Genomic DNA, 18,897 nt, shown 5'->3' on the forward strand with positions numbered 1-18,897 from the left:
GATGCAGATGGCCCGGCATCACAACCTGCCGGGCCGACCGGGGGTTTCGACCATGATCAGCCACAGGGCCCGTTCGGGCGTCATTGCAACCTGCCTGGCGTTTCTGCTGCCCGGCACGGGCCTGGCGCAGGTGTCCGATCCGCATCTGTCGATCGAACCCCGTACCAGGGCCGAGGCGGCGCGGATCGCGACGGTGACGAAGCCCGCCACCGATTTCACCGCGCCGGCCCGCGTCGAGGCCAATCAGGGCGGCGTGGGCACGGTCCGCCGTCGCGCCGGTCCGCAGGCCATCAGCATGCCGCAGAAGAACCTGATCTTTCAGCAGGACGCGCGGTTCAACATCGGAAACGGATTATTCGAACGCATCTGGGTGATCCCGCCCGCATCAACCATTGCCTCTGACGGGCTGGGGCCGCTGTTGAACACGCGCGCCTGCCAGAATTGCCACGTTATGGACGGTCGCGGTCATCCGCCCGCGGGGCTTGACGACGATGCGGGCAGCCTGGTGGTCCGGCTGGGCATTCCCACGGATGCCGGGCCGGCGGATATCAAGACGTTGCGCGATTATCTCTCGACCAAGGGCGATCCGGTCTATGGGCACCAGTTTTCGGACCTGTCGGTGGCGGGCATCCCCTCCGAAGGCCGCGTGCGGGTCCGCTGGCGCGATGCCGACCGCTTCGATCTGCCGGGCGGAGAGAGGGTCACCCTGCGCCGCCCCGTCTGGTCGCTGAAGGATCTGGGTTACGGCCCGATGGACCCCGCCACCCACATCAGCCCGCGCGTCGCGCCCCAGATGATCGGCCTGGGCCTGGTCGAGGCCATCCTTGCCAGCGATATCATCGCCCTTGCCGACCCAAGGGACGCCGATGGCGACGGGATCAGCGGTCGCGCCAACATCGTCTGGTCGCCCGATTACGATCAGCCGATGCTGGGCCGTTTCGGCGTGCGCGCCAAGCACCCCGACGCTGCGCCAGCAGGTCGCCGACGCCGTTCACAGCGATATCGGCGTCGCATCACTGCTGCATCCGCAGCCTTAAGGCGACTGCACGCCGGGCCAGACAGCCTGCCGGGCCGCGCCCGATGGCCTCAACGGAACAGGACGGGCTTGAGCTGGCGGGCGACAGCCGGGACCTGGTGACCTTCTACAGCCGCAGCTTGGCGGTGCCTGCGCGCGAAGACGTGGACGACGCGCGGGTGGTGCGCGGCAAGCAGGTCTTCCACCGCACGGGCTGCATATTCTGGCATCGCCCGTCCTTCGTGACCCATCGCCTGACCGATCGCCCGGAACAGAGCTTTCAGCTGATCCGGCCCTATTCCGATTTCGTGGTCCATGACATGGGGCCGGGGCCGGCCGATCGGCTGCCGGCGGGGCAGGCGTCGGGGGCGGAATGGCGGACCGCACCCCTGTGGGGGATCGGGATGACCGCGCAGGTTTCCGGCCATGACACCTATCTGCATGACGGGCGCGCCCGTTCCCTGACCGAGGTCATCCTGTGGCATGACGGCGAGGCGCGCGCCGCCCGCGACGGCTTCGTCGACCTGCCCGCCGAAGACCGTGCCGCCCTGATCGCATTCCTGGAGTCCCTGTGACGATCCGCAGCCTTTCCCTGATCTGCCCGACCGCCGCGGCCCTTGCCACCGCCGCCGATGCCAGTGCGACCGATGTCATCGACACGCATATCCTGCCGAACGTCGACCGCCTTGCCGATGCGGCCGACACCTTGGCGGAAATCGATTGCGACCCACATGCGCTGCGGCAGGGCATTGCCGGGGTGGCGCAGGCCTGGGCCGGGATCTTGCATCTTGAGACGGATCCCTTCCAGGATCAGGGACGCTTTGCGCTGCGCGGGCTGACGGCCAAGGCGCAGATCGTCTTTCGCGTCGATCTGCCCGATCGCGGCCATGCCGCTGCCGCACATCCGACGCGGGCCGAGGCCGTGGCCTTTGGCCGCGGTTCCGGCACCTTCGCGTTGGTCATGGATTGCGCTGGCGGGCGGGTCGTCCAGCGACTGAAGGCGCCGCGGGGGCGGCATTTCTATGGGAACGGCGCCTATCTGCAGGATGGCGATGGGCTGGTCATCACCGAAAACGACTATGCCACGGGCGCGGGCGTTCTGGGCATCTGGGACGCGCGCCGTAATTATGCCCGGATCGCAGAGATCCCCACCGGCGGCATCGGCCCACATGAGGTGATCCGCCTTTCGGGAACCCAGTCCCTGGTGGTCGCCCATGGCGGCATCCGCACCCATCCCGACAGCGACAGCGACAGCGACAGCGACCGCGCCAAGCTGAACCTGGACGACATGCATCCCAGCCTGGTCTATATCGACGACGGCCGCATCACTTAGACCGTCACATTGGCGTCGGAACTGGCCCATGCCTCCATCCGGCATATCTCGTCCCGCAGCGACGGGACCGTGGCGGCTGCCCTGCCATGGGAAGGGGACCCGGAACGGGTCGTGCCGCTGCTGATGCTGAACAAGCTGGGTGAGGCACCGCGCCTGCGCAGGGCGGGCGAAGCCGATCAGCGGGCGTTGCGGGGATATGCGGCTTGGGTGTCGTTTTCGGGCGATGGGGCACAGGTGGCGATCACGGGGCCGCGCGGCGGGGCGGCGCATATCTTCGACCCTGATGCCGAGGAAGGGCCGACGATCATTCGGCGCATGGATGTCTGCGGCGTCGCGCGGGCGGGTGGCGGGTTGGCCTTTACCGACGGCATGGGCGGCGTGATCTGTCCCGGCCATGCGGCGATGCATGATCGGGCATGGGACAACCATCTGGTCGGCCTGTGACGAAGGCGCCGCCCCGAAGGGCGGCGCGACATGTCATTCCGCAGGGCGGGTGAAGGCCAGAACCGATTGCCACGGGACCGGCACCACCCCCGAAACCGCCGTGTCGCAGGCGACCTCGTCGCTGGCGGTGTCGATCTGCATGTGCCAGTCGCCATCGGGCAGCGCGAATTCACCATCGTCGCCCGCATTGACGATGATCAGCACATGGTCGGGGCCGCTGCCCTTCAGCAGCATGCCCATGCAGCACAGGTTGTCATCCGACCAGTCGTCCTGCGTCATCTCATCACCGCGCGGATGCAGCCAGCAGGTGATCGGGTGGTCGGGATGGGGTTGGTCAGGCGGCATGGCAAAGCGCGCCTGCGCCAGATTGTGCCGCGCGCGGAAGGCGGTCAGGGCCCGCACCGCCGTAACCAGCTCCGGTTTCGCCTTGTCCCATTCCAGCCAGGCAATTTCGTTGTCCTGGCAATAGGCGTTGTTGTTGCCGCCTTGGCTGTTGCCCATCTCATCCCCGGCCAGGATCATCGGGACCCCTTGCGACAGGATCACGGTCGCCAGCATGGCGCGGGTGCGGCGGATGCGGGCGGCCTCGGTGACCGGATCGTCGGTCGGGCCTTCGATGCCCATATTGTCCGACAGGTTGTGATCATGGCCGTCACGGCCACCTTCGCCATTGGCGTCATTGTGCTTGTCATTATAGCTGACCGTGTCCCACAGCGTGAACCCGTCATGGGCCGCCACGAAATTGACGCTGGAGGTCGCGGGACGCTGGCTGTGGTTGAACTGGACCGGCGATCCGGAAAAACGCTCGGACATGACCGGCAGCAGACCCTGATCCCGGCGCCAGAAGGCTCGGGTATCGTCGCGGAACTTGTCGTTCCATTCGCGGAAGGGCCAGCGATATCCGCCCACCTGATAACCGCCGTCACCGATATCCCAAGGCTCCGCAATCAGCTTGATGCCCGACAGGACCGGGTCCTGGCGGATCGCGTTGAAGAAGGACCCGTCGCGTTCAAAGCCATAGCCTTCGCGACCAAGGGTCGATGCCAGGTCAAAGCGGAAGCCGTCGACATGCATCGCCTCGACCCAGTAACGCAGGCTGTCCATGACCATGCGCAGCACCATGGGATGCGACAGGTTCAGCGTGTTTCCGGTGCCGGTCGTGTCGAAACCATGACGCTTGTCATCGGGCGACAGCAGGTAATAGGAGGCATTGTCGATGCCGCGGAAGGACAGCGTCTGGCCCAGTTCGTTGCCTTCGCAGGTGTGGTTGAAGACCACGTCCAGAATGACCTCCAGACCCGCCTTGTGGAACCGGCGGATCGCCTCCTTGACCTCCTTGATCTGGCCGCTGTGCAGATAGGGGGCATGGGGGGCAAAGAAGGACAGGGTGGAATAGCCCCAATAGTTCGAGAGGTCCTTTTCCACCAAGAAATGGTCGTTGGCGAAGGCATGGATGGGCAACAGCTCGATCGTGGTGACGCCGATCGATTTCAGGTGGTCGATCACCGCATCCGACGCCAGACCCTGGACGCTGCCACGCAGGTCTTCGGGCACGTTCGGGTGCAGCTGGGTCATGCCCTTGACATGGGCCTCATAGATGACGGTTTCGGGCCAGGGGGTCCGCAGGGCGCGGTCGCTGTCCCAGTCGAACTGGCTGTCGACGACCACGGCCTTGGGCATGAAGGGCGCGCTGTCGCGTTCGTCGAAGGACAAGTCGTCCTGACCGATGGCGTAACCGTGCAGGGCATCGTCCCAGATAATCTCTCCACGCAATTCGCGGGCATAGGGGTCCAGAAGCAGTTTGTTGTGGTTGAAGCGATGTCCCTTTTCGGGTTCGTAGGGGCCGTGGACGCGATAGCCATAGACCTGACCGGGCATGATTTCGGGCAGATAGCCGTACCAGATGCCGCCCTCCATCAAGGGCAGGGTCAGTCGGTGCAGTTCCTTGTCGCCGGTCTCGTCGAACAGGCACAGATCGACCTGTGTCGCGTTTTCCGAAAAGAGGGCGAAGTTCGTGCCTTCGCCCAGGAATTCCGCCCCAAGGATATCGGACCGCGCCATCGTCGGATCGAAAAGGGGAGGAGTGGTCATGTCACGCATGTTGCTGGTCTTTCACAAGGGACGATCGCACCTGGTGCGGATGTCCGAACTGGGGGGCAACGCGCATGCGGCTCTGCGGGATCCGCAGAACGGCGCGGCGATCCAGCATTGCCTGCGTGATAAGCACGGTTCCCCCGGGCGTGCGGGTAAACCAGGCGGCGTCTTCCTGGGGATCATAGCCCGCGACCAGCCCCGGCGGGACATAACAGCCCGGTGCCACGATGGTGTTGCGCAGGTCCGCGCTCTGCGACACCACGGCGCCCATCATCGCGACGCTGCCTTGGCCCAGATGCCAATCGGTCACGGCACCCGCGCGGGGAAGACGGGCGGGGGTGCCGTGGACGAAATCCAGCTGCGCCAGCCGCAGGGCATCCAGCGTCCCGACATCGCGCCAATAGGTATGGCCATCGGGTCCCGCGGGAAGCTTGTAGACCGCCGCCATGCCCTGATCGACCGCCAGCGGGATAACGTCATGCCCGAAATCCATCGCCTGCGGGTGGGTGTCGAACAGCACCGTCTTCAGCCAGCGTTTCGACAGGACATAGACCCCCATCGACACCAGCGCCCGACGCGGATCGCCATGCATGCCAGGCGGATGCGCGGGCTTTTCCAGGAACGAGGTGATCTTGCCGTCGCCATCGGCCTGCATCACGCCAAAGGCGCTGGCCTGCGCCAGGGGAACGACGTCGACGGCGACCGTCGCCACGGCACCCGACTGGCGATGACGCGCGACAAGGGCGGCGTAATCCATGTCATAGACGTGGTCGGCGGCCAGCACCAGAACCTCGTCCGAGGGCGATTGGGCGATCCGGTCCCAGTTGTGGCGCAATGCATCCGCCGTACCCAGATAGCGCCCGCAACCATCCTGAAGGACCAGCCCGCTCCGGTCGAAATGCCGGCCCCACCGCGCGGGAAGATAATCATGCAGCGTCTGGGGTGCGTATTGCGTGGCGACCAGCATCTGCCCGATACCCGACCGGACCGCGTTGGCCATCGCGAAATCGATGATGCGGTTGCGCCCGGCAAAGGGAACCGCGGGTTTGCTGTCGCTGGCGGTCAGATCATGAAGGCGCGTCCCCTTGCCACCGGCAAGCAGGATGGTCGCGCATTTCAGCGGCGAGGAGGGTGCATCGAAAATTCGGTTCTGGGGCAAAGAGGACACGGCTGCAATCCTTGGATCGAGGTGGAAGCCCTGCGCGCCTTCTGACTGGAAGTGCGCGCCGGAATATCCATGAAACGTCGATCCGCGGCCCGTGTTCCTGCGGTTGTCAAATGTTAAGAACCGCAAGTCATGATTGCAGCCAGGCCAGGTCGACGCGCGACCCATCCGATGCCGTGAAGGACAGCACCGGCTGTCCCGCCAGGGGCGCATCCGCACGATCCGCCCACCGCGCCAGCAGACCGCGCCCGTCCAAGATACGCTTGATGGCCACTTGTCCGTCATCCATCACCGCATTGGCATCCGCGCGCTGCAGGAAGGCGGCTTCCTGGCCGCGCAGCAGCAGCAGGTCACGCGTCCAGCGGGCTTTGGTCGCGCCGAACCCGTCGCCCTTGGGAAGCGCCGACAGGTGATCCCAATCGACGGCAAGCCGGTTGTCGGGATCGGTCAGGGCCAGGAACTGATCCTCGGACCCGCGATAGATGTCGGGAAAGCCCGGCATGACCATCTTGAACAGCAGCTGTGCCATGGCCAGCGATTGCCCCCGGGCGATCAGCCGGTCCAGCGCAGGGGGCGCTGCGGATTGCCAACGGTCAAGAATGGCGTAACCCAGATCGGCCGCGGCGGCCTCGGCGTTTTCGTCGGGATTGGACCAGAAACTGGTCAGCTTGGCCTCGCGCATGGCCTTTTCCATGTGCTGGGCAAGGCGGTCGCCCGCATCCTGCGCCCCATGAAGCGCCAGCGCCGATTGCAGCAGATACCATTGCCAATCCGGTGTCACATGACGGGCGCAGGGCAGGCCGCCCGTGTCCTCCATCAGGGACGCAAAGTCCTGGGGCAGGTGACTGATGGCGACCAGACGCATGCGCGAGTCCTCGGATCGCTTGGTGTCGTGGGTCGAGGTCAGGACCATCCCCGTCGGGCTGGCATTCGCCAGAAAGCGTGATGCGTCCGCGGCGGTGACGGTGGGCTCGTCAGGTTCGGCACCGACCTCGTTGGCAGCCAGAAAGCGGGTCCAGCGGAAACCGGCGGTATCCTCCTGCGATTTGGCCAGCAGCGCGCCTGACACCTGCTGAAAGCGGGTGACGAAGGCATGCTGGGCCTCGGTCTCGGGGTCGCAGATGATGTCCTGGAGCATGCGCAGCACCACGTCCGAACGCAGGCCCTGGGCCGCCTCGTCGGCCACCTGAGCGATCAGGGCGCGGTCTTCGGCCGATGCCGGACCATCGTGGACATAGCTGCGATAGCGCGGCATCGCGACCAGAAGGGCAGTGACGGCCTCGCGCAGGGATTCGGGTCCGGGCTGGGCCACCGTCGAACCAGCGCAGGCATCGGCCGCCATGCCCGCCAGCTGACGCCGTTCGGCGGCCAGTTCATTGTCCAGGATGTCGGTCTTGGAGCGGATCAGCTCGGCGTGAAAGCTGACATCGTTGCCGGTGACGCGACGCCAGTCGGCATCCAGCCGTTGCAAGCCGGTGCCGTCGGTCAGCATGCGGGCGATCAGGCGTGCGGCCTCATAGCCGGTGGTTCCGGCGGTGGGCCATTCGGGGGCCAATGTCTCGTCGCGGACCAGGATCTTCTCGACCCAGATCGGGGTGTCGGGCAGCTCGGCCTTCAAATGGCGCAGATAGCCCGCCGGATCCACCAGCCCGTCGATATGATCGACCCGAAGCCCCTGAACCAGACCTTGCCGTACCAGATCCAGGATCAGCGCATGGGTGTCGTGAAAGACGCGCGGATCCTCGACCCGCATGCCGATCAGCCCGGTGACGTTGAAGAAACGCCGGTGGGTGATGCCGTCACGGTCCAGATCGCTATGGGCAAGCCGCCAATGCTGGGCCTGGTGAACGTCGCGCAGATCGTCGCCCTGCGTCCCTTCGGCCAGCGGAATGGCCAGATCGCCCATGCGCCACATGCCGTCCGACACGCTGAAGGCGTCATCGGCCATCAGCTTTTCGAACGGTTCTGGCAGGAAGGGCAGGATCAGCGGGCCCGCCTGCCAGTCGATGTCGAAATGCGGGGCATAACGGCTGGCCGGACCATGCCGCAGCACATCCGCCAGCCAGGGATTTTCGGGCGAAAACGCCGTGTGGTTGGGCACGATATCCAAGATGATGCCCAGGCCCGCTGCCTGCGCCGCCCTGGCCAGGGCGCGAAATCCTTCGGCCCCGCCCAGGACAGGATCGATTTGCGAAGGATCGGTGATGTCATAGCCATGGGTCGAACCGGTGCCGGCCGTGAAGATCGGAGACAGGTAGAGATGCGATATTCCCAGATCCGCGATATAGCCAAGATGCGAACTCAGACTGTCGAAATCCAGACCGTCACGCAGTTGCACGCGATAGGTGGCGGTCGGAATGCTTGGCGTCATGATGAATAGCCCTTGCTGTCAGCGCGTAATCTGCATTGGGATGGCCGGCGCGGAAATTCGCGTCGGGGATCGGGTTCGGGTCAGGTTGACCGAAAGCCAGCGACAAGGCCAGCGTTCCGGCCGCAAATCGCCATTCGGCGCGGATCAGGCCCGGCGCAGGCCGGGTGACCTCGACGCCAAGCCGCGGCGAGGCGATCAGCGGCATCACATGCGCGGCCCGGAAATGAAGTGCCTTGCGGGTCAGGTCGATCCAGGCGCTGGCCGACGTATCCTCGTTCCAAGTCAGTTTGGATCGCTGGAAGGTCGCGGGCGACAGCGGGTCGGGAACGGATTGCCCCAGGGCGGCGATGCCTGCGAATTCGGATGCGCGCCCGTCCCGCACGGCCTGGGCCAGATCGCCATCGAAATCGGCGAAGAACTGGAAGGGGGCGGTTTCGCCACGTTCTTCGCCCATGAAGACCATCGGGATATAGGGCGAGATCAGCAGCAATGCATAGGCCGCGGCGACCGCCCTTGGGTCGGCCAGGGTGACCAGCCGGTCGCCCATGGCGCGGTTGCCGACCTGGTCATGGGTCTGGACCGCGTTGACAAAGCCCGTTACGGGCAGGTGGTCGCAGGGGGCGCCGCGCGGCGTGGCAAGGTGGGGGCGAGGCTGGCCCTCCTCGATATGGCCCCGCGCCAATGCGGTCGCCAGATCACCCACGGGATCGTCGGCAAAGCTGGCGTAATAGCTGTCATCTTCTCCGGTCAGGGCGACGTGGACGGCGTGGTGGAAATCATCGTTCCAACTGGCGTCATAGCCCGCCTGCCGCAGGTCGGGGATGTTGCGCTCATCCTCGGTGATCAGGTGGCGGCGCGGGGACAGGGCATGAACCTCCTCCGCCAGGCGTGTCATGAATGCATCGGCTCCCGGCCCCTGGATCTGATGGACCGCATCCAGGCGCAAACCGTCGAAGCGGTATTCGTCCAGCCAGTGCAACGCGCAGTCGATCCAGAATTCCTGCACCGCCGGTCGAGAGAAATCGATGGCCGGACCCCAGGGGGTCTTGCGGGAGGCATCGAAGAAATCGGGTGAGCTGTGATGTATGAACGCGCCTTCGGGACCGAAATGGTTCATCACCAGATCGAGGTAAACCATCAGCCCGCAGTCATGGGCGGCGTCGATCAGCCGCTTCAGATCGCCGGGTGATCCATAGACGGGGTGGGGCGCGTAGGGCATCACCCCGTCATAGCCCCAGCCGCGCTGACCCGCGAACTGACCCACCGGCATCAGCTGGATGGCGGTGAAGCCCATCTCGGCCAACTGAACCAGCTTGTCTTGGGCCGAGGCATAGGTGCCCTGCGGCGTGAAGGTCCCGACGTGAAGTTCGTAGATCACGGCCTGGGACCAAGGGCGGCCCTGCCAATTGCAGCGCCATTCGTGACTGTCCGGAAGCATCAGGACCGAGGCGCCATCGACACCACCCGCCTGCAGTCTGCTGGCCGGGTCCGGCATCACCACCCCATCGACATCAAAGCGATAGCAGCTGCCGGGGGCGGCCTGCAGATCGGCGCACCAGACCCCCTGGTCCGTTTGTGTCATCGGTAGGGGGGTGTCGTCCAGCATGACCCGGACCTCTTTGGCCTTGGGTGCCCACAGACAAATCTGCCACGTGCCATCCGCATATCGGGGGCCCCAGTATCGCTGCTGCATGTCACCCCCCTCGAACAACTATCCCATTGGATAATGATGCTGGGGGCCGAGCCGTTCCGACGATAGACAAAAAGCAATGCCCAACGCGTCATTCGCGACCTGACAGCCTGGCGATGCGTGACGAAAGCCGGATACTGCGCGGCAATTGGGCAGAAGTCTGACTGTAACAGGTCACGAATGACCGGGTCGTCGCCTTGGTCGCGCTCGGATGATGCGGATATGCGAAGGGGCCCCGCGGGGCCCCTTGGTCGTCACCATGCAATCCGCGATCAGGCGGCATTGCGTGCGTCCAGTTCGCTGACGACGTAACGCGGCGCGTCTTCGCGAACATAATATCCGTACATCTGGTCCAGCACTGCTTCGGCTTCGATGCTGCGCTTGCGGTCTTCGATGCTGAGCGGCTTCTGTTCGATCTTGGTCATGATTCCATATCCTGGGATTCGGTTTTCCTGCCCCGGGGATCACTTATTGATCGGTCAGTCAAAATACCACCGCCCTGACGCAAGGTCAAAGCGGTGGAGTCCTCAAGTTTGCGTCAGATGGCCGGGTTTTCCAGGCGCAGCATCCGGTGCTTCTTCTTGCCCACCGACACCTTGATGCCCGATTGCAGGGCGGCCGGGTCGATCATCGTCTGGGGGTCCGTCACGGGATCGTTGTCCATGCGCAGACCGCCTTCGGCGATCAGGCGCTTGGCCTCCTTGCCCGAAGCAACGATGCCCGACTGGACCAGCGCCTGGATCACGCTCAGCCCGTCGGTCGCCGTGTCCGCAGGCAGCGTGGCAACCTCCAGATCGCCACCGGCGCCGCCCTGTTCAAAGACTTGGCGCGCGGTTGCCTCGGCGCTGGCGGCGGCATCGGCGCCGTGCAGCAGGGCGGTGACCTCATTTGCCAGCAGGACCTTGGCGGCGTTGATCTCGGACCCTTCCAACGCCCCCAGTCGATCGCATTCCTCGACCGGCAGCTCGGTATAGAGCTTCAGGAAGCGGCCCACATCGGCATCGGTGGTGTTGCGCCAGAACTGCCAGAATTCATAGGGCGACAGCATCGCGCCGTTCAGCCAGACGGCCCCGCCCGCGGATTTGCCCATCTTGCGCCCGTCGCTGGTGGTCAGCAGCGGCGAGGTCAGCCCGAACAGCGGCTTGTCATCCACGCGGCGCGTCAGGTCGATGCCGTTGATGATGTTGCCCCACTGGTCCGACCCGCCCATCTGCAACTGGCAGCCATAGCGGCGGTTCAGTTCCAGGAAATCATAGGCCTGCAGGATCATGTAGTTGAATTCCAGGAAGGACAGCGACTGTTCGCGGTCCAGGCGGGATTTCACGGATTCGAAGGACAGCATCCGGTTGACGCTGAAATGCCGCCCGATGTCGCGCAGGAAGGTCAGATAGTTCAGCCCGTCCAGCCATTCGGCGTTGTTCAGCATCTGCGCGCCGTCATCGCCGTAATCCAGATAGCGGGCAAAGACCTGCTGCATGCCGTCGATATTCGTCTGGATCGCGGCATCGTCCAGCAGCGGGCGTTCGTCGCTGCGGAAGGACGGATCGCCCACCTTGGTCGTGCCGCCGCCCATCAGGGTGATCGGACGGTTGCCGGTCTTCTGGAACCAGCGCAGCATCATGACATTCAGCAGGTGGCCCACATGCAGGCTGGCCGCCGTCGCGTCATAGCCGATATAGGCGGTGACCGGCCCGGCAAGCAGTACCTTGTCCAAAGCTTCGTAATCCGTGCAGTCGGCCAGATAGCCGCGCTCGGTCATCACGCGCAGAAAGTCGGATTTGGGCTGATAGGTCATGGGCTTCATCCTTTTGAACGCTCGCGATATACAGGCTGCGGCAATAAAGGAAAAGGCGCGATGATCCGGGCTTTGGGGATGATGTCGGGAACCTCGCTGGACGGGGTGGACGCGGCGATGATCGAGACCGACGGCGAAAGGATCGCCGCCTTCGGCGACAGCGCCTTCCGGGCGTTTTCCGACAACGAGGCCGCGGTGCTGTACGCGGCGCTTGGGTCGTGGCAGGATGCGCCCTGCGTCCCCGAGGCGGCAAAGCTGGTAGAGGACAGCCATGCCGCCCTGGCCCGCCAGTTTCCGCAGGCGCAGGTCGTGGGCTTTCACGGCCAGACGTTGGCCCATGACCCGCGGGGTCGCGGCACCCATCAGGCGGGCAGCGGCGCGGACCTTGCCCGCGCCATCGACCGGCCCGTCGTGTGGGATTTTCGGTCCGAGGATGTCCGCCAGGGCGGCGAAGGCGCGCCGTTGGTGCCGTTCTTTCACTGGGCCTGCGCGGAATGGGCCGTGGGGCAGGGGCATCTGCCATCGGCCCCCGTGGCCTTCCTGAACCTTGGCGGCGTGGGCAATATCAGCTGGGTCGATCCACGCAGGACCGCGCCTGAAGACGACGGGGCTTGCATCGCCTTCGATACCGGCCCCGCCAACGCGCCGCTGAACGACCTGATGCGCCGTCGCCTGCACCGGACACGCGATGAAGGCGGCGCGCTGGCCGCCAGCGGGCGGTCCGATGCGGCCATCATCGCGGATTTCCTGTCGCACCCTTATTTCGCCCGACCCGCCCCGAAATCGCTGGACCGTGACCAGTTCGCCGACCTGATCCGCGCGGTCGAAGGGTTGGACGTCGCGGATGCGGCGGCGACGCTGGTGGCGGCCGTGTCGGGTTCGGTGGCGGCGGGGATGCGCTGGCTGCCCGGGGGATGTTCGCAGGTTCTGGTCTGCGGCGGCGGTCGCCACAACGCCGCCATGATGGACGCCCTGCGGCGGGATCTGGGCATTCCCGTGCTGCCGATCGAAACCATCGGCCTTGATGGCGACATGCTGGAGGCCCAGGCCTTTGGATGGATGGCGGTCCGGGTCATGCGGGGGCTGCCGATCTCGGGTCCGATGACGACGGGCGTGCCCGCGCCGGTCTGTGGCGGACGGATCAGCCATCCAAGATAGGGCCACGCAAGGAACCCTTGCCGATCCTTGGCGGTTGGGACGGGAACGCCCTCGGGCGCCCGTATCACCAAGGAGGATATGATGGTCAGACATCTGTTGGGAACCGCCGCCGCCGTCGCATTGCTGACCGGCCCCGCCTTTGCACAGGATGCCGAAGAAGGCGCCGAGCAGGGCAGCTTGACCGTCGAGCAATGCGCCGCGTCCATCACGGTCACCCAGACCCCGCCGACCGTCACGGTCACCATGCCCGAGGCTGAAGGCGGCGAGCCGACCGTCACCGTCACGCAGGCCGCACCCGAGGTTTCCGTCGAGAACTGTGCGCCGAAGGTCATCGGGCCCGATGGCGAGGAAATGCAGGCCGAGGTCACCGAGGCGGAGCCCGAGATCACCATCAATGCCCCCGAAACTGCCGAACTGGCGGTCGAACGGATGGAGGGTGGTGAAGCGGCAGCCGATCCCGCGATGACGGACAGCCCCGAGGCCGAGGATGCTGCGGCACCGGAAGAACCGGCGGCTGAGGAAGCCGCGACTGAGCAGGCCGATGCCCCTGAACCCGCAGCGGATGACGCCATGGCAGAGGAGCCTGCGGCTGATGCGGCTGAGGAGCCGATGGCCGTGCAGCCCGAGCAGGAAGGCAATGACCAGCCGGCCCCGGCGGAGGAGACCACAGAGCAGGCACCCGAGAATGCTGAAGGCGCGGATGCTGGTGAAGCGAATGCGGACGACGAGGCGATGGATCAGATGGGTGAAGCACCCGAATCCGAAGACGAGGCGACGAATGACGCCGAACCCGCAGTGCAGCCCGCTGCCGACCCGACGGCCGACATGAATGCGCCTGTCGAGGGCGGGACGGCCGAAGTTGCCTCGGAAAGCACGACCGAACCGACCGAGGCGATGCCCGCATCCGATCCGCTGGCCAGCAACGAAACGACCGATGACCAGGCTTCGACCGATGAAGCCACGGAGAATGTCGATCCCGCGGAACTGCCTGCCGAGGCCGAAACCACCGAGGAAGCCCCTGCCGTTGGCACAAGCGACGAGGCCGCTGCCGACCAGGCTGCCACGGGCACTGCGCCCAGTGCGGGTGAGGTCGAGGCAACCGTCAATGCCATCGCCCTGCGCGAAGGCAGCGTCCTGGTCGATGCCGACGAGGTGATGGCCGAGGGAATGGACGGAACCCCCGTCTTCAGCTCGGACGATCAGGAGGTCGGCGAGATCTCGATGTTCGATGCCGAGCAGCAGGCCGCCATCATCGGCGTCGGCGGTTTCCTGGGGCTGGGTGAAAAGGACGTCGCGCTGCCGCTGGCAGAGCTGTCCTTCCAGCAGGATGGGGACGGTGAACTGCGCGCCTATATCTCGACGCCTTCAGACCAGATCGAAGCGCTGCCCGAGCATGAGGCCAGCGAATAATTCGCCAATTCCTCAAGAAATATCAATGCCTTCAAAATAATGGCGGATATTTCAGAAAAATGTCACGGGCGGCCTTGACGGGGTCGCCCGCTGTGAGTAGACACCGCCTTACTCCAGAGGACGAACGCTGGAGTGAATGAGTTGGGCGGTTGTAGCTCAGTTGGTTAGAGTACCGGCCTGTCACGCCGGGGGTCGCGGGTTCGAGCCCCGTCAACCGCGCCACAACTCATTTGTCGTCCGAAGATATGCGCGGTTGTAGCTCAGTTGGTTAGAGTACCGGCCTGTCACGCCGGGGGTCGCGGGTTCGAGCCCCGTCAACCGCGCCATTTCTTCACCTTTCCCGAACATGACGACAGACGACTTGGAAAGCCGCCCCTGCAGGGGTGCAGCCTGGTTTGGCTGCCTTGGTTTTCACGCGCGATGGCGCAGGGGGATGACGATGACTGACATGGCAACGGCGCAGACACTGATCGACGGTCTTGGCAAGGCGGCCCGCAAGGCTGCGGTCGAACTGGCTCAGGCCCCTGCACCAGCCAAGCGCGCGGCCCTGATGGCTGCTGCCGATGCCGTCATCGCGCGAACCGACGACATTCTGGCCGCGAATGAACAGGACCTGCAATTCGGCCGCGACAAGGGTCTGAGCGACGCGATGATGGACCGCCTGAGGCTGGACTCACAGCGCCTGCACGCCATTGCGAAGGGCTTGCGCGACGTGGCGGGGCAGGACGATCCGGTCGGGCAGGTCATCGCCGAATGGGACCGGCCCTCGGGGCTGAACATCCGGCGCGTGCGCACGCCGATCGGGGTGATCGGGGTCATCTATGAAAGCCGCCCGAACGTGACGGCCGACGCGGGGGCGCTGGCGCTGAAATCCGGCAATGCGGTGATCCTTCGCGGCGGATCGGAAAGCCTGAATTCCAGCGCCGCGATCCATGCCTGCATGGTCGAGGGGCTGCGTGCCGCCGGCCTGCCCGAAACCGCGATCCAGATGGTGCCGACCCGCGACCGTGCCGCCGTGACGGCGATGCTGGGCGCGCAGGGGCTGATCGACGTGATCATTCCGCGCGGCGGCAAAGGTCTGGTCGGGCTGGTCCAGCGCGAGGCCCGCGTGCCGGTCTTTGCGCATCTGGAAGGCATCTGCCACGTCTATGCCGATGGTGCCGCCGATCTGGAAAAGGCGCGCCGCGTGGTGCTGAACGCCAAGACGCGCCGCACGGGCATCTGCGGATCGGCGGAATGCCTGCTGATCGACCGCGCCTTTCTGGCGGCCCATGGCCCGGTCCTGATCGAGGATCTTCTGAAGGCCGGCGTCGAAGTCCGCGCCGAGGGCGAGTTGGCACAGATCCCCGGCACCGTGCCTGCCGAACCCGATGATTTCGGGCGCGAGTTTCTGGACATGATCATCGCGGCCAAACTGGTCGACGGGGTCGACGGCGCGATTGCCCATATCCGCCAATATGGCAGCCAACACACCGAATCGATCCTGACGCAGGAAGACGCGGTGGCCGAACGCTTCTTTGCGGGTCTGGACAGCGCGATTTTGATGCGCAACGCCTCGACCCAGTTTGCCGACGGGGCCGAATTCGGCATGGGCGCCGAGATCGGCATCGCGACGGGCAAGATGCATGCGCGCGGGCCGGTTGGCGCCGAACAGCTGACCAGCTTCAAATACCTGGTCACCGGCGACGGCACCATCCGAACCTGACGGCGCATACGGGCGGGATCAGAAGCTGATCTCGCCCCCCTTGTCGTCGAATTCATGGGTCAGGCGCTTGCCCGCCGAACGGGCGGCTTCGGCCAGCATGGCGAAATGCACCTCGGATGCGGTCGGCGTGCGGGCCGCTCCGCCGTCCAGCCAGGCCCACAGATCCGCATCCACGCGCGCACGGTCGCATTCGGCCACCAGCCGCCAGCCGGGCGCATTGCGCAGCACGATCACGCGCCCGCCCCAAGGCATCGCGGTTTCCAGGCACATCAGGGCCAGCATCACCAGCCGTATCTCGGTCCGGGCGAAATCACCCTCGGCGTCCAGCGTGATCTTCAGCCGCCCCTGCGCGGCCACGCCGTCCAGCAGGCGCGACAGTTCGGCGCGGGGGACGCGCTGATCGCCCGAGGCCATCCCGAACGCCATGCGATACCCTTGGATCCGCGACCGCGCGGCGGCCACCGCCTCGGCGATCAGGCGCATCTCGGGGGATTGGGCGATGTCGGGAAAATCGGGTGACATTTCCAGCAGTTCGACGCCGTTTCCGATCGCCCCAAGGGGGGATACCAGATCGTGGCACAGGCGCGATCCCAGCAAGGCGGCCAGATCGCCCGCAGCGATCCGCGTTGTATCGACCGTCATGATTGTCTATCTTCCTTTTTTCTGAAGGAGGTGTCCCGGTGAATGAAATCCTGGAACCCGGCATGATCGTGCGTCACCCCGGTGCACCCGAATGGGGCGAGGGGCAGGTCCAGTCCCGCATCGGCGACCGCATCACGATCAACTTTGCCGAAGCCGGCAAGCAGGTGATCGACGGCAAGCGCGTCCAGTTGCAGATCCTGCGGTTCAACGGGGGGTGATCCTGGTTCATGCGACGACCCTGCAACCCTTGGTTGCGTGACGCAAGCGTAACCTTGCCGCGACGGACCATTGGCGGGCTGCCATGTTGCAATGATGCCCCGCGTTTCCTAGACAGGCGCAACCCTATGAGAGCCGAGGCCCCGTGAACCGCGCCGAACCGTCCTTCTTCCAGATCCGTCTTGCGGAAAATTCGCGGGACCTGATGGCCGCGCAGCGCCTGCGCTATCGGGTCTTTGTCGAGGAACTGGGCGGGACCGGCCCGATGGTCGATCACGACGCCAGGCTGGAACGCGATGAATTCGATCCGGTGGTCGATCATCTGTGCCTGATCGACACCCGGCGCAGCGAACGGGATCTGGATCACGTGGTCGGTGTCTATCGCCTGCTGCCCAGTGACCGGGCCGAGGCCTTTGGTCGCTTCTATTGCGACACGGAATACGATCTGGCGCCCCTGCGCGCCAGCGGCCGTCCGCTTCTGGAACTGGGTCGGTCCTGTGTGCATGCCGATTACCGGGGCGGGTCGGCCATGTTCCTGATGTGGAACGCCCTGTCCGATTACGTGCTGGAGAAGAAGAGCGAGATCCTGTTCGGCGTCGCCAGCTTTCACGGGACCGACGTGCCGATGCTGGCACCATCGCTCAGCTGGCTGCACCACAACCATCTGGCGCCCCCTGAATTGCGGGCGCGCGCGCAGCCCGACGGCTTTGTCGAAATGAACCTGATCGCGCCGGATCGGCTGGACCGACGCGAGGCGATGGTCGGCATGCCCGCCCTGATCAAGGCCTATCTACGGGTCGGCGGGCTGGTGGGCGAGGGCGCCTATCTGGACCGCGCCTTCAACACCACGGACGTCTTCCTGATGATGGACACCTCGCTGATGTCGGCGCGTCACAAGCAGTTCTACGAAAGCCGTCGGCAGCCGTCATGACGCAGGCGACCTGGCGCGACAGTCCGCCCCGTCCCTTGCCCGGCCCGCAGGGGCCGCGCGCCTGGCTGCGCGTGGTGCGGCGGATCGTCCCGGCGGTGCTGGTCCTGATGATCGGGGTGATCCTGCTGCTGCCCCTTCGCGGGATCGAGCGGCTGATCTTTGGCCTGCGCCGTCCCTGGACCGGGCCGCATGTCCAGATCGTTTGCCGCCTGGTGCTGATCTGCCTTGGCATCCGCTGGTCGCGCCTTGGGCAACCCATGCGCGGCCCGGGCGCGATCGTGGCGAACCATTCCAGCTGGCTGGACATCCTGGTGATGAACGCCGCCATGCCGGTCTTTTTCGTCAGCAAGTCCGAGGTCGCGTCCTGGCCCGGCATCAACATCCTGACCCGCGTCACCAACACCCATTTCGTCATCCGCGACCCGCGCCTGGCCCGCCAGCAGGCCGGCGAATTCGCGGCGCGCATCCGTGCAGGGCATCGCCTGCTGTTCTTTCCCGAAGGAACGTCATCGGACGGTCTGCGCGTGCTGCCCTTCAAGGCGACGCTGTTCCAGGGGTTTCTCGCCGATGACCTGCCGCGCGATCTGGCCATCCAGCCGATGACGGCGATATATCGCGCGCCTGAAGGCGAGGATCCGCGATTCTATGGCTGGTGGGCGGACATGGATCTGGGGTCCCATCTGCTGAACGTCCTGGCAGTCAAGCGGCAGGGATCGGTGGTCGTCTGCCTGCATGATTCGATTCCCGTTGTGGATGAATCGCGAAAATCCTTATCTGCCAAGGCGGAAGAAATGGTCCGTCGCGGGCATCATGACAAGATCGGTTTGTCAACGTCATCTTATTGTTGAGTTCATCGTTGGAGAGGTCTAAAGACCTCTCCAACGCACTACATCTAGTGCAGATGAACACTCTAACATCAAAGGATGCT

General features: G+C 65.2%; 15 protein-coding genes, 2 tRNA genes and 1 pseudogene. 11 read left to right on the plus strand and 7 right to left on the minus strand.

From position 1 onward, the window contains the following. Positions 1–52: 52 nt before the first annotated feature. The 3 genes and pseudogenes from IE00_RS10875 to IE00_RS20555 all read left to right on the plus strand — a co-directional run bounded on the left by IE00_RS10875 (position 53) and on the right by IE00_RS20555 (position 2,792). Positions 53–1,138, plus strand: a complete 1,086-nt coding sequence (locus tag IE00_RS10875; RefSeq protein WP_371328437.1) for a di-heme oxidoredictase family protein — start codon at positions 53–55, stop codon at positions 1,136–1,138. Next, positions 1,081–1,590: a di-heme oxidoredictase family protein gene (locus tag IE00_RS20875; RefSeq protein ID WP_371328438.1), complete on the plus strand. Its 510-nt coding sequence runs from the start codon at positions 1,081–1,083 to the stop codon at positions 1,588–1,590. Before IE00_RS10875 ends, IE00_RS20875 begins: the two co-directional genes overlap by 58 nt. 182 nt (positions 1,591–1,772) lie before the next feature. Continuing rightward, positions 1,773–2,792 (plus strand): annotated as a pseudogene (locus IE00_RS20555) (DUF1513 domain-containing protein). 33 nt (positions 2,793–2,825) lie between these two features. On the opposite strand, the gene glgX reads toward IE00_RS20555, so the two are convergent. The 6 genes from glgX to tyrS form a co-directional block, all read right to left on the minus strand. Further along, positions 2,826–4,892, minus strand: a complete 2,067-nt coding sequence (glgX, locus tag IE00_RS10890) for a glycogen debranching protein GlgX (protein WP_072297146.1) — start codon at positions 4,890–4,892, stop codon at positions 2,826–2,828. Beyond that, a complete protein-coding gene (locus tag IE00_RS10895) occupies positions 4,885–6,054 on the minus strand; it encodes a sugar phosphate nucleotidyltransferase (RefSeq protein WP_240493859.1) in 1,170 nt (389 codons plus the stop codon). The genes glgX and IE00_RS10895 overlap by 8 nt, the downstream gene beginning before the upstream one ends. A gap of 127 nt (positions 6,055–6,181) precedes the next feature. After that, the gene (treY, locus tag IE00_RS10900; RefSeq protein ID WP_072297148.1) at positions 6,182–8,422 is read right to left on the minus strand and encodes a malto-oligosyltrehalose synthase; all 2,241 of its coding nucleotides are present in this window, start codon (positions 8,420–8,422) and stop codon (positions 6,182–6,184) included. Then, the gene (gene treZ / locus IE00_RS10905; RefSeq protein WP_072297149.1) at positions 8,376–10,115 is read right to left on the minus strand and encodes a malto-oligosyltrehalose trehalohydrolase; all 1,740 of its coding nucleotides are present in this window, start codon (positions 10,113–10,115) and stop codon (positions 8,376–8,378) included. The genes treY and treZ overlap by 47 nt, the downstream gene beginning before the upstream one ends. A 269-nt stretch (positions 10,116–10,384) precedes the next feature. After that, positions 10,385–10,537, minus strand: a complete 153-nt coding sequence (locus tag IE00_RS20130) for a hypothetical protein (RefSeq protein ID WP_170864130.1) — start codon at positions 10,535–10,537, stop codon at positions 10,385–10,387. Positions 10,538–10,650: 113 nt separating this feature from the next. Then, on the minus strand, positions 10,651–11,907 hold the full coding sequence (gene tyrS, locus IE00_RS10910; protein WP_072297150.1) for a tyrosine--tRNA ligase: 1,257 nt from the start codon (positions 11,905–11,907) through the stop codon (positions 10,651–10,653). Positions 11,908–11,967: 60 nt separating this feature from the next. On the opposite strand from tyrS, the gene IE00_RS10915 reads away from it, so the two are divergent. The 5 genes from IE00_RS10915 (at position 11,968) to IE00_RS10935 (ending at position 16,180) form a co-directional block, all read left to right on the plus strand. Continuing rightward, positions 11,968–13,065, plus strand: a complete 1,098-nt coding sequence (locus tag IE00_RS10915) for an anhydro-N-acetylmuramic acid kinase (protein ID WP_072297151.1) — start codon at positions 11,968–11,970, stop codon at positions 13,063–13,065. Between the two features lie 81 nt (positions 13,066–13,146). Next, entirely contained in the window at positions 13,147–14,475 is a 1,329-nt protein-coding gene (locus tag IE00_RS10920; RefSeq protein ID WP_139291403.1) for a hypothetical protein, read from the plus strand. A 145-nt stretch (positions 14,476–14,620) separates the two neighbouring features. Then, a tRNA-Asp gene (locus IE00_RS10925) sits at positions 14,621–14,697 on the plus strand. Positions 14,698–14,724: 27 nt separating this feature from the next. After that, a tRNA-Asp gene (locus tag IE00_RS10930) sits at positions 14,725–14,801 on the plus strand. A 113-nt stretch (positions 14,802–14,914) separates the two neighbouring features. Next, positions 14,915–16,180 carry a glutamate-5-semialdehyde dehydrogenase gene (locus IE00_RS10935; protein ID WP_072297249.1) on the plus strand — a complete coding sequence of 422 codons (1,266 nt, stop codon included), beginning with the start codon at positions 14,915–14,917 and terminating at the stop codon, positions 16,178–16,180. Between the two features lie 18 nt (positions 16,181–16,198). On the opposite strand, the gene IE00_RS10940 is transcribed toward IE00_RS10935, so the two are convergent. Continuing rightward, a complete protein-coding gene (locus tag IE00_RS10940; RefSeq protein ID WP_072297153.1) occupies positions 16,199–16,822 on the minus strand; it encodes a histidine phosphotransferase family protein in 624 nt (207 codons plus the stop codon). A 38-nt stretch (positions 16,823–16,860) separates the two neighbouring features. On the opposite strand from IE00_RS10940, the gene IE00_RS10945 reads away from it, so the two are divergent. The 3 genes from IE00_RS10945 to IE00_RS10955 all read left to right on the plus strand — a co-directional run bounded on the left by IE00_RS10945 (position 16,861) and on the right by IE00_RS10955 (position 18,817). Then, a complete protein-coding gene (locus IE00_RS10945; protein ID WP_083554308.1) occupies positions 16,861–17,040 on the plus strand; it encodes a DUF3553 domain-containing protein in 180 nt (59 codons plus the stop codon). A gap of 203 nt (positions 17,041–17,243) precedes the next feature. Continuing rightward, on the plus strand, positions 17,244–17,969 hold the full coding sequence (locus IE00_RS10950; protein WP_072297251.1) for a GNAT family N-acetyltransferase: 726 nt from the start codon (positions 17,244–17,246) through the stop codon (positions 17,967–17,969). Further along, complete coding sequence (locus IE00_RS10955) at positions 17,966–18,817, plus strand: 1-acyl-sn-glycerol-3-phosphate acyltransferase (RefSeq protein WP_072297154.1); 852 nt, start codon at positions 17,966–17,968, stop codon at positions 18,815–18,817. The genes IE00_RS10950 and IE00_RS10955 overlap by 4 nt, the downstream gene beginning before the upstream one ends. Positions 18,818–18,897: the final 80 nt, after the last annotated feature.

The sequence above is a fragment of the Paracoccus sp. SM22M-07 genome, assembly GCF_001887735.1.
Classification (GTDB): Bacteria; Pseudomonadota; Alphaproteobacteria; order Rhodobacterales; family Rhodobacteraceae; genus Paracoccus.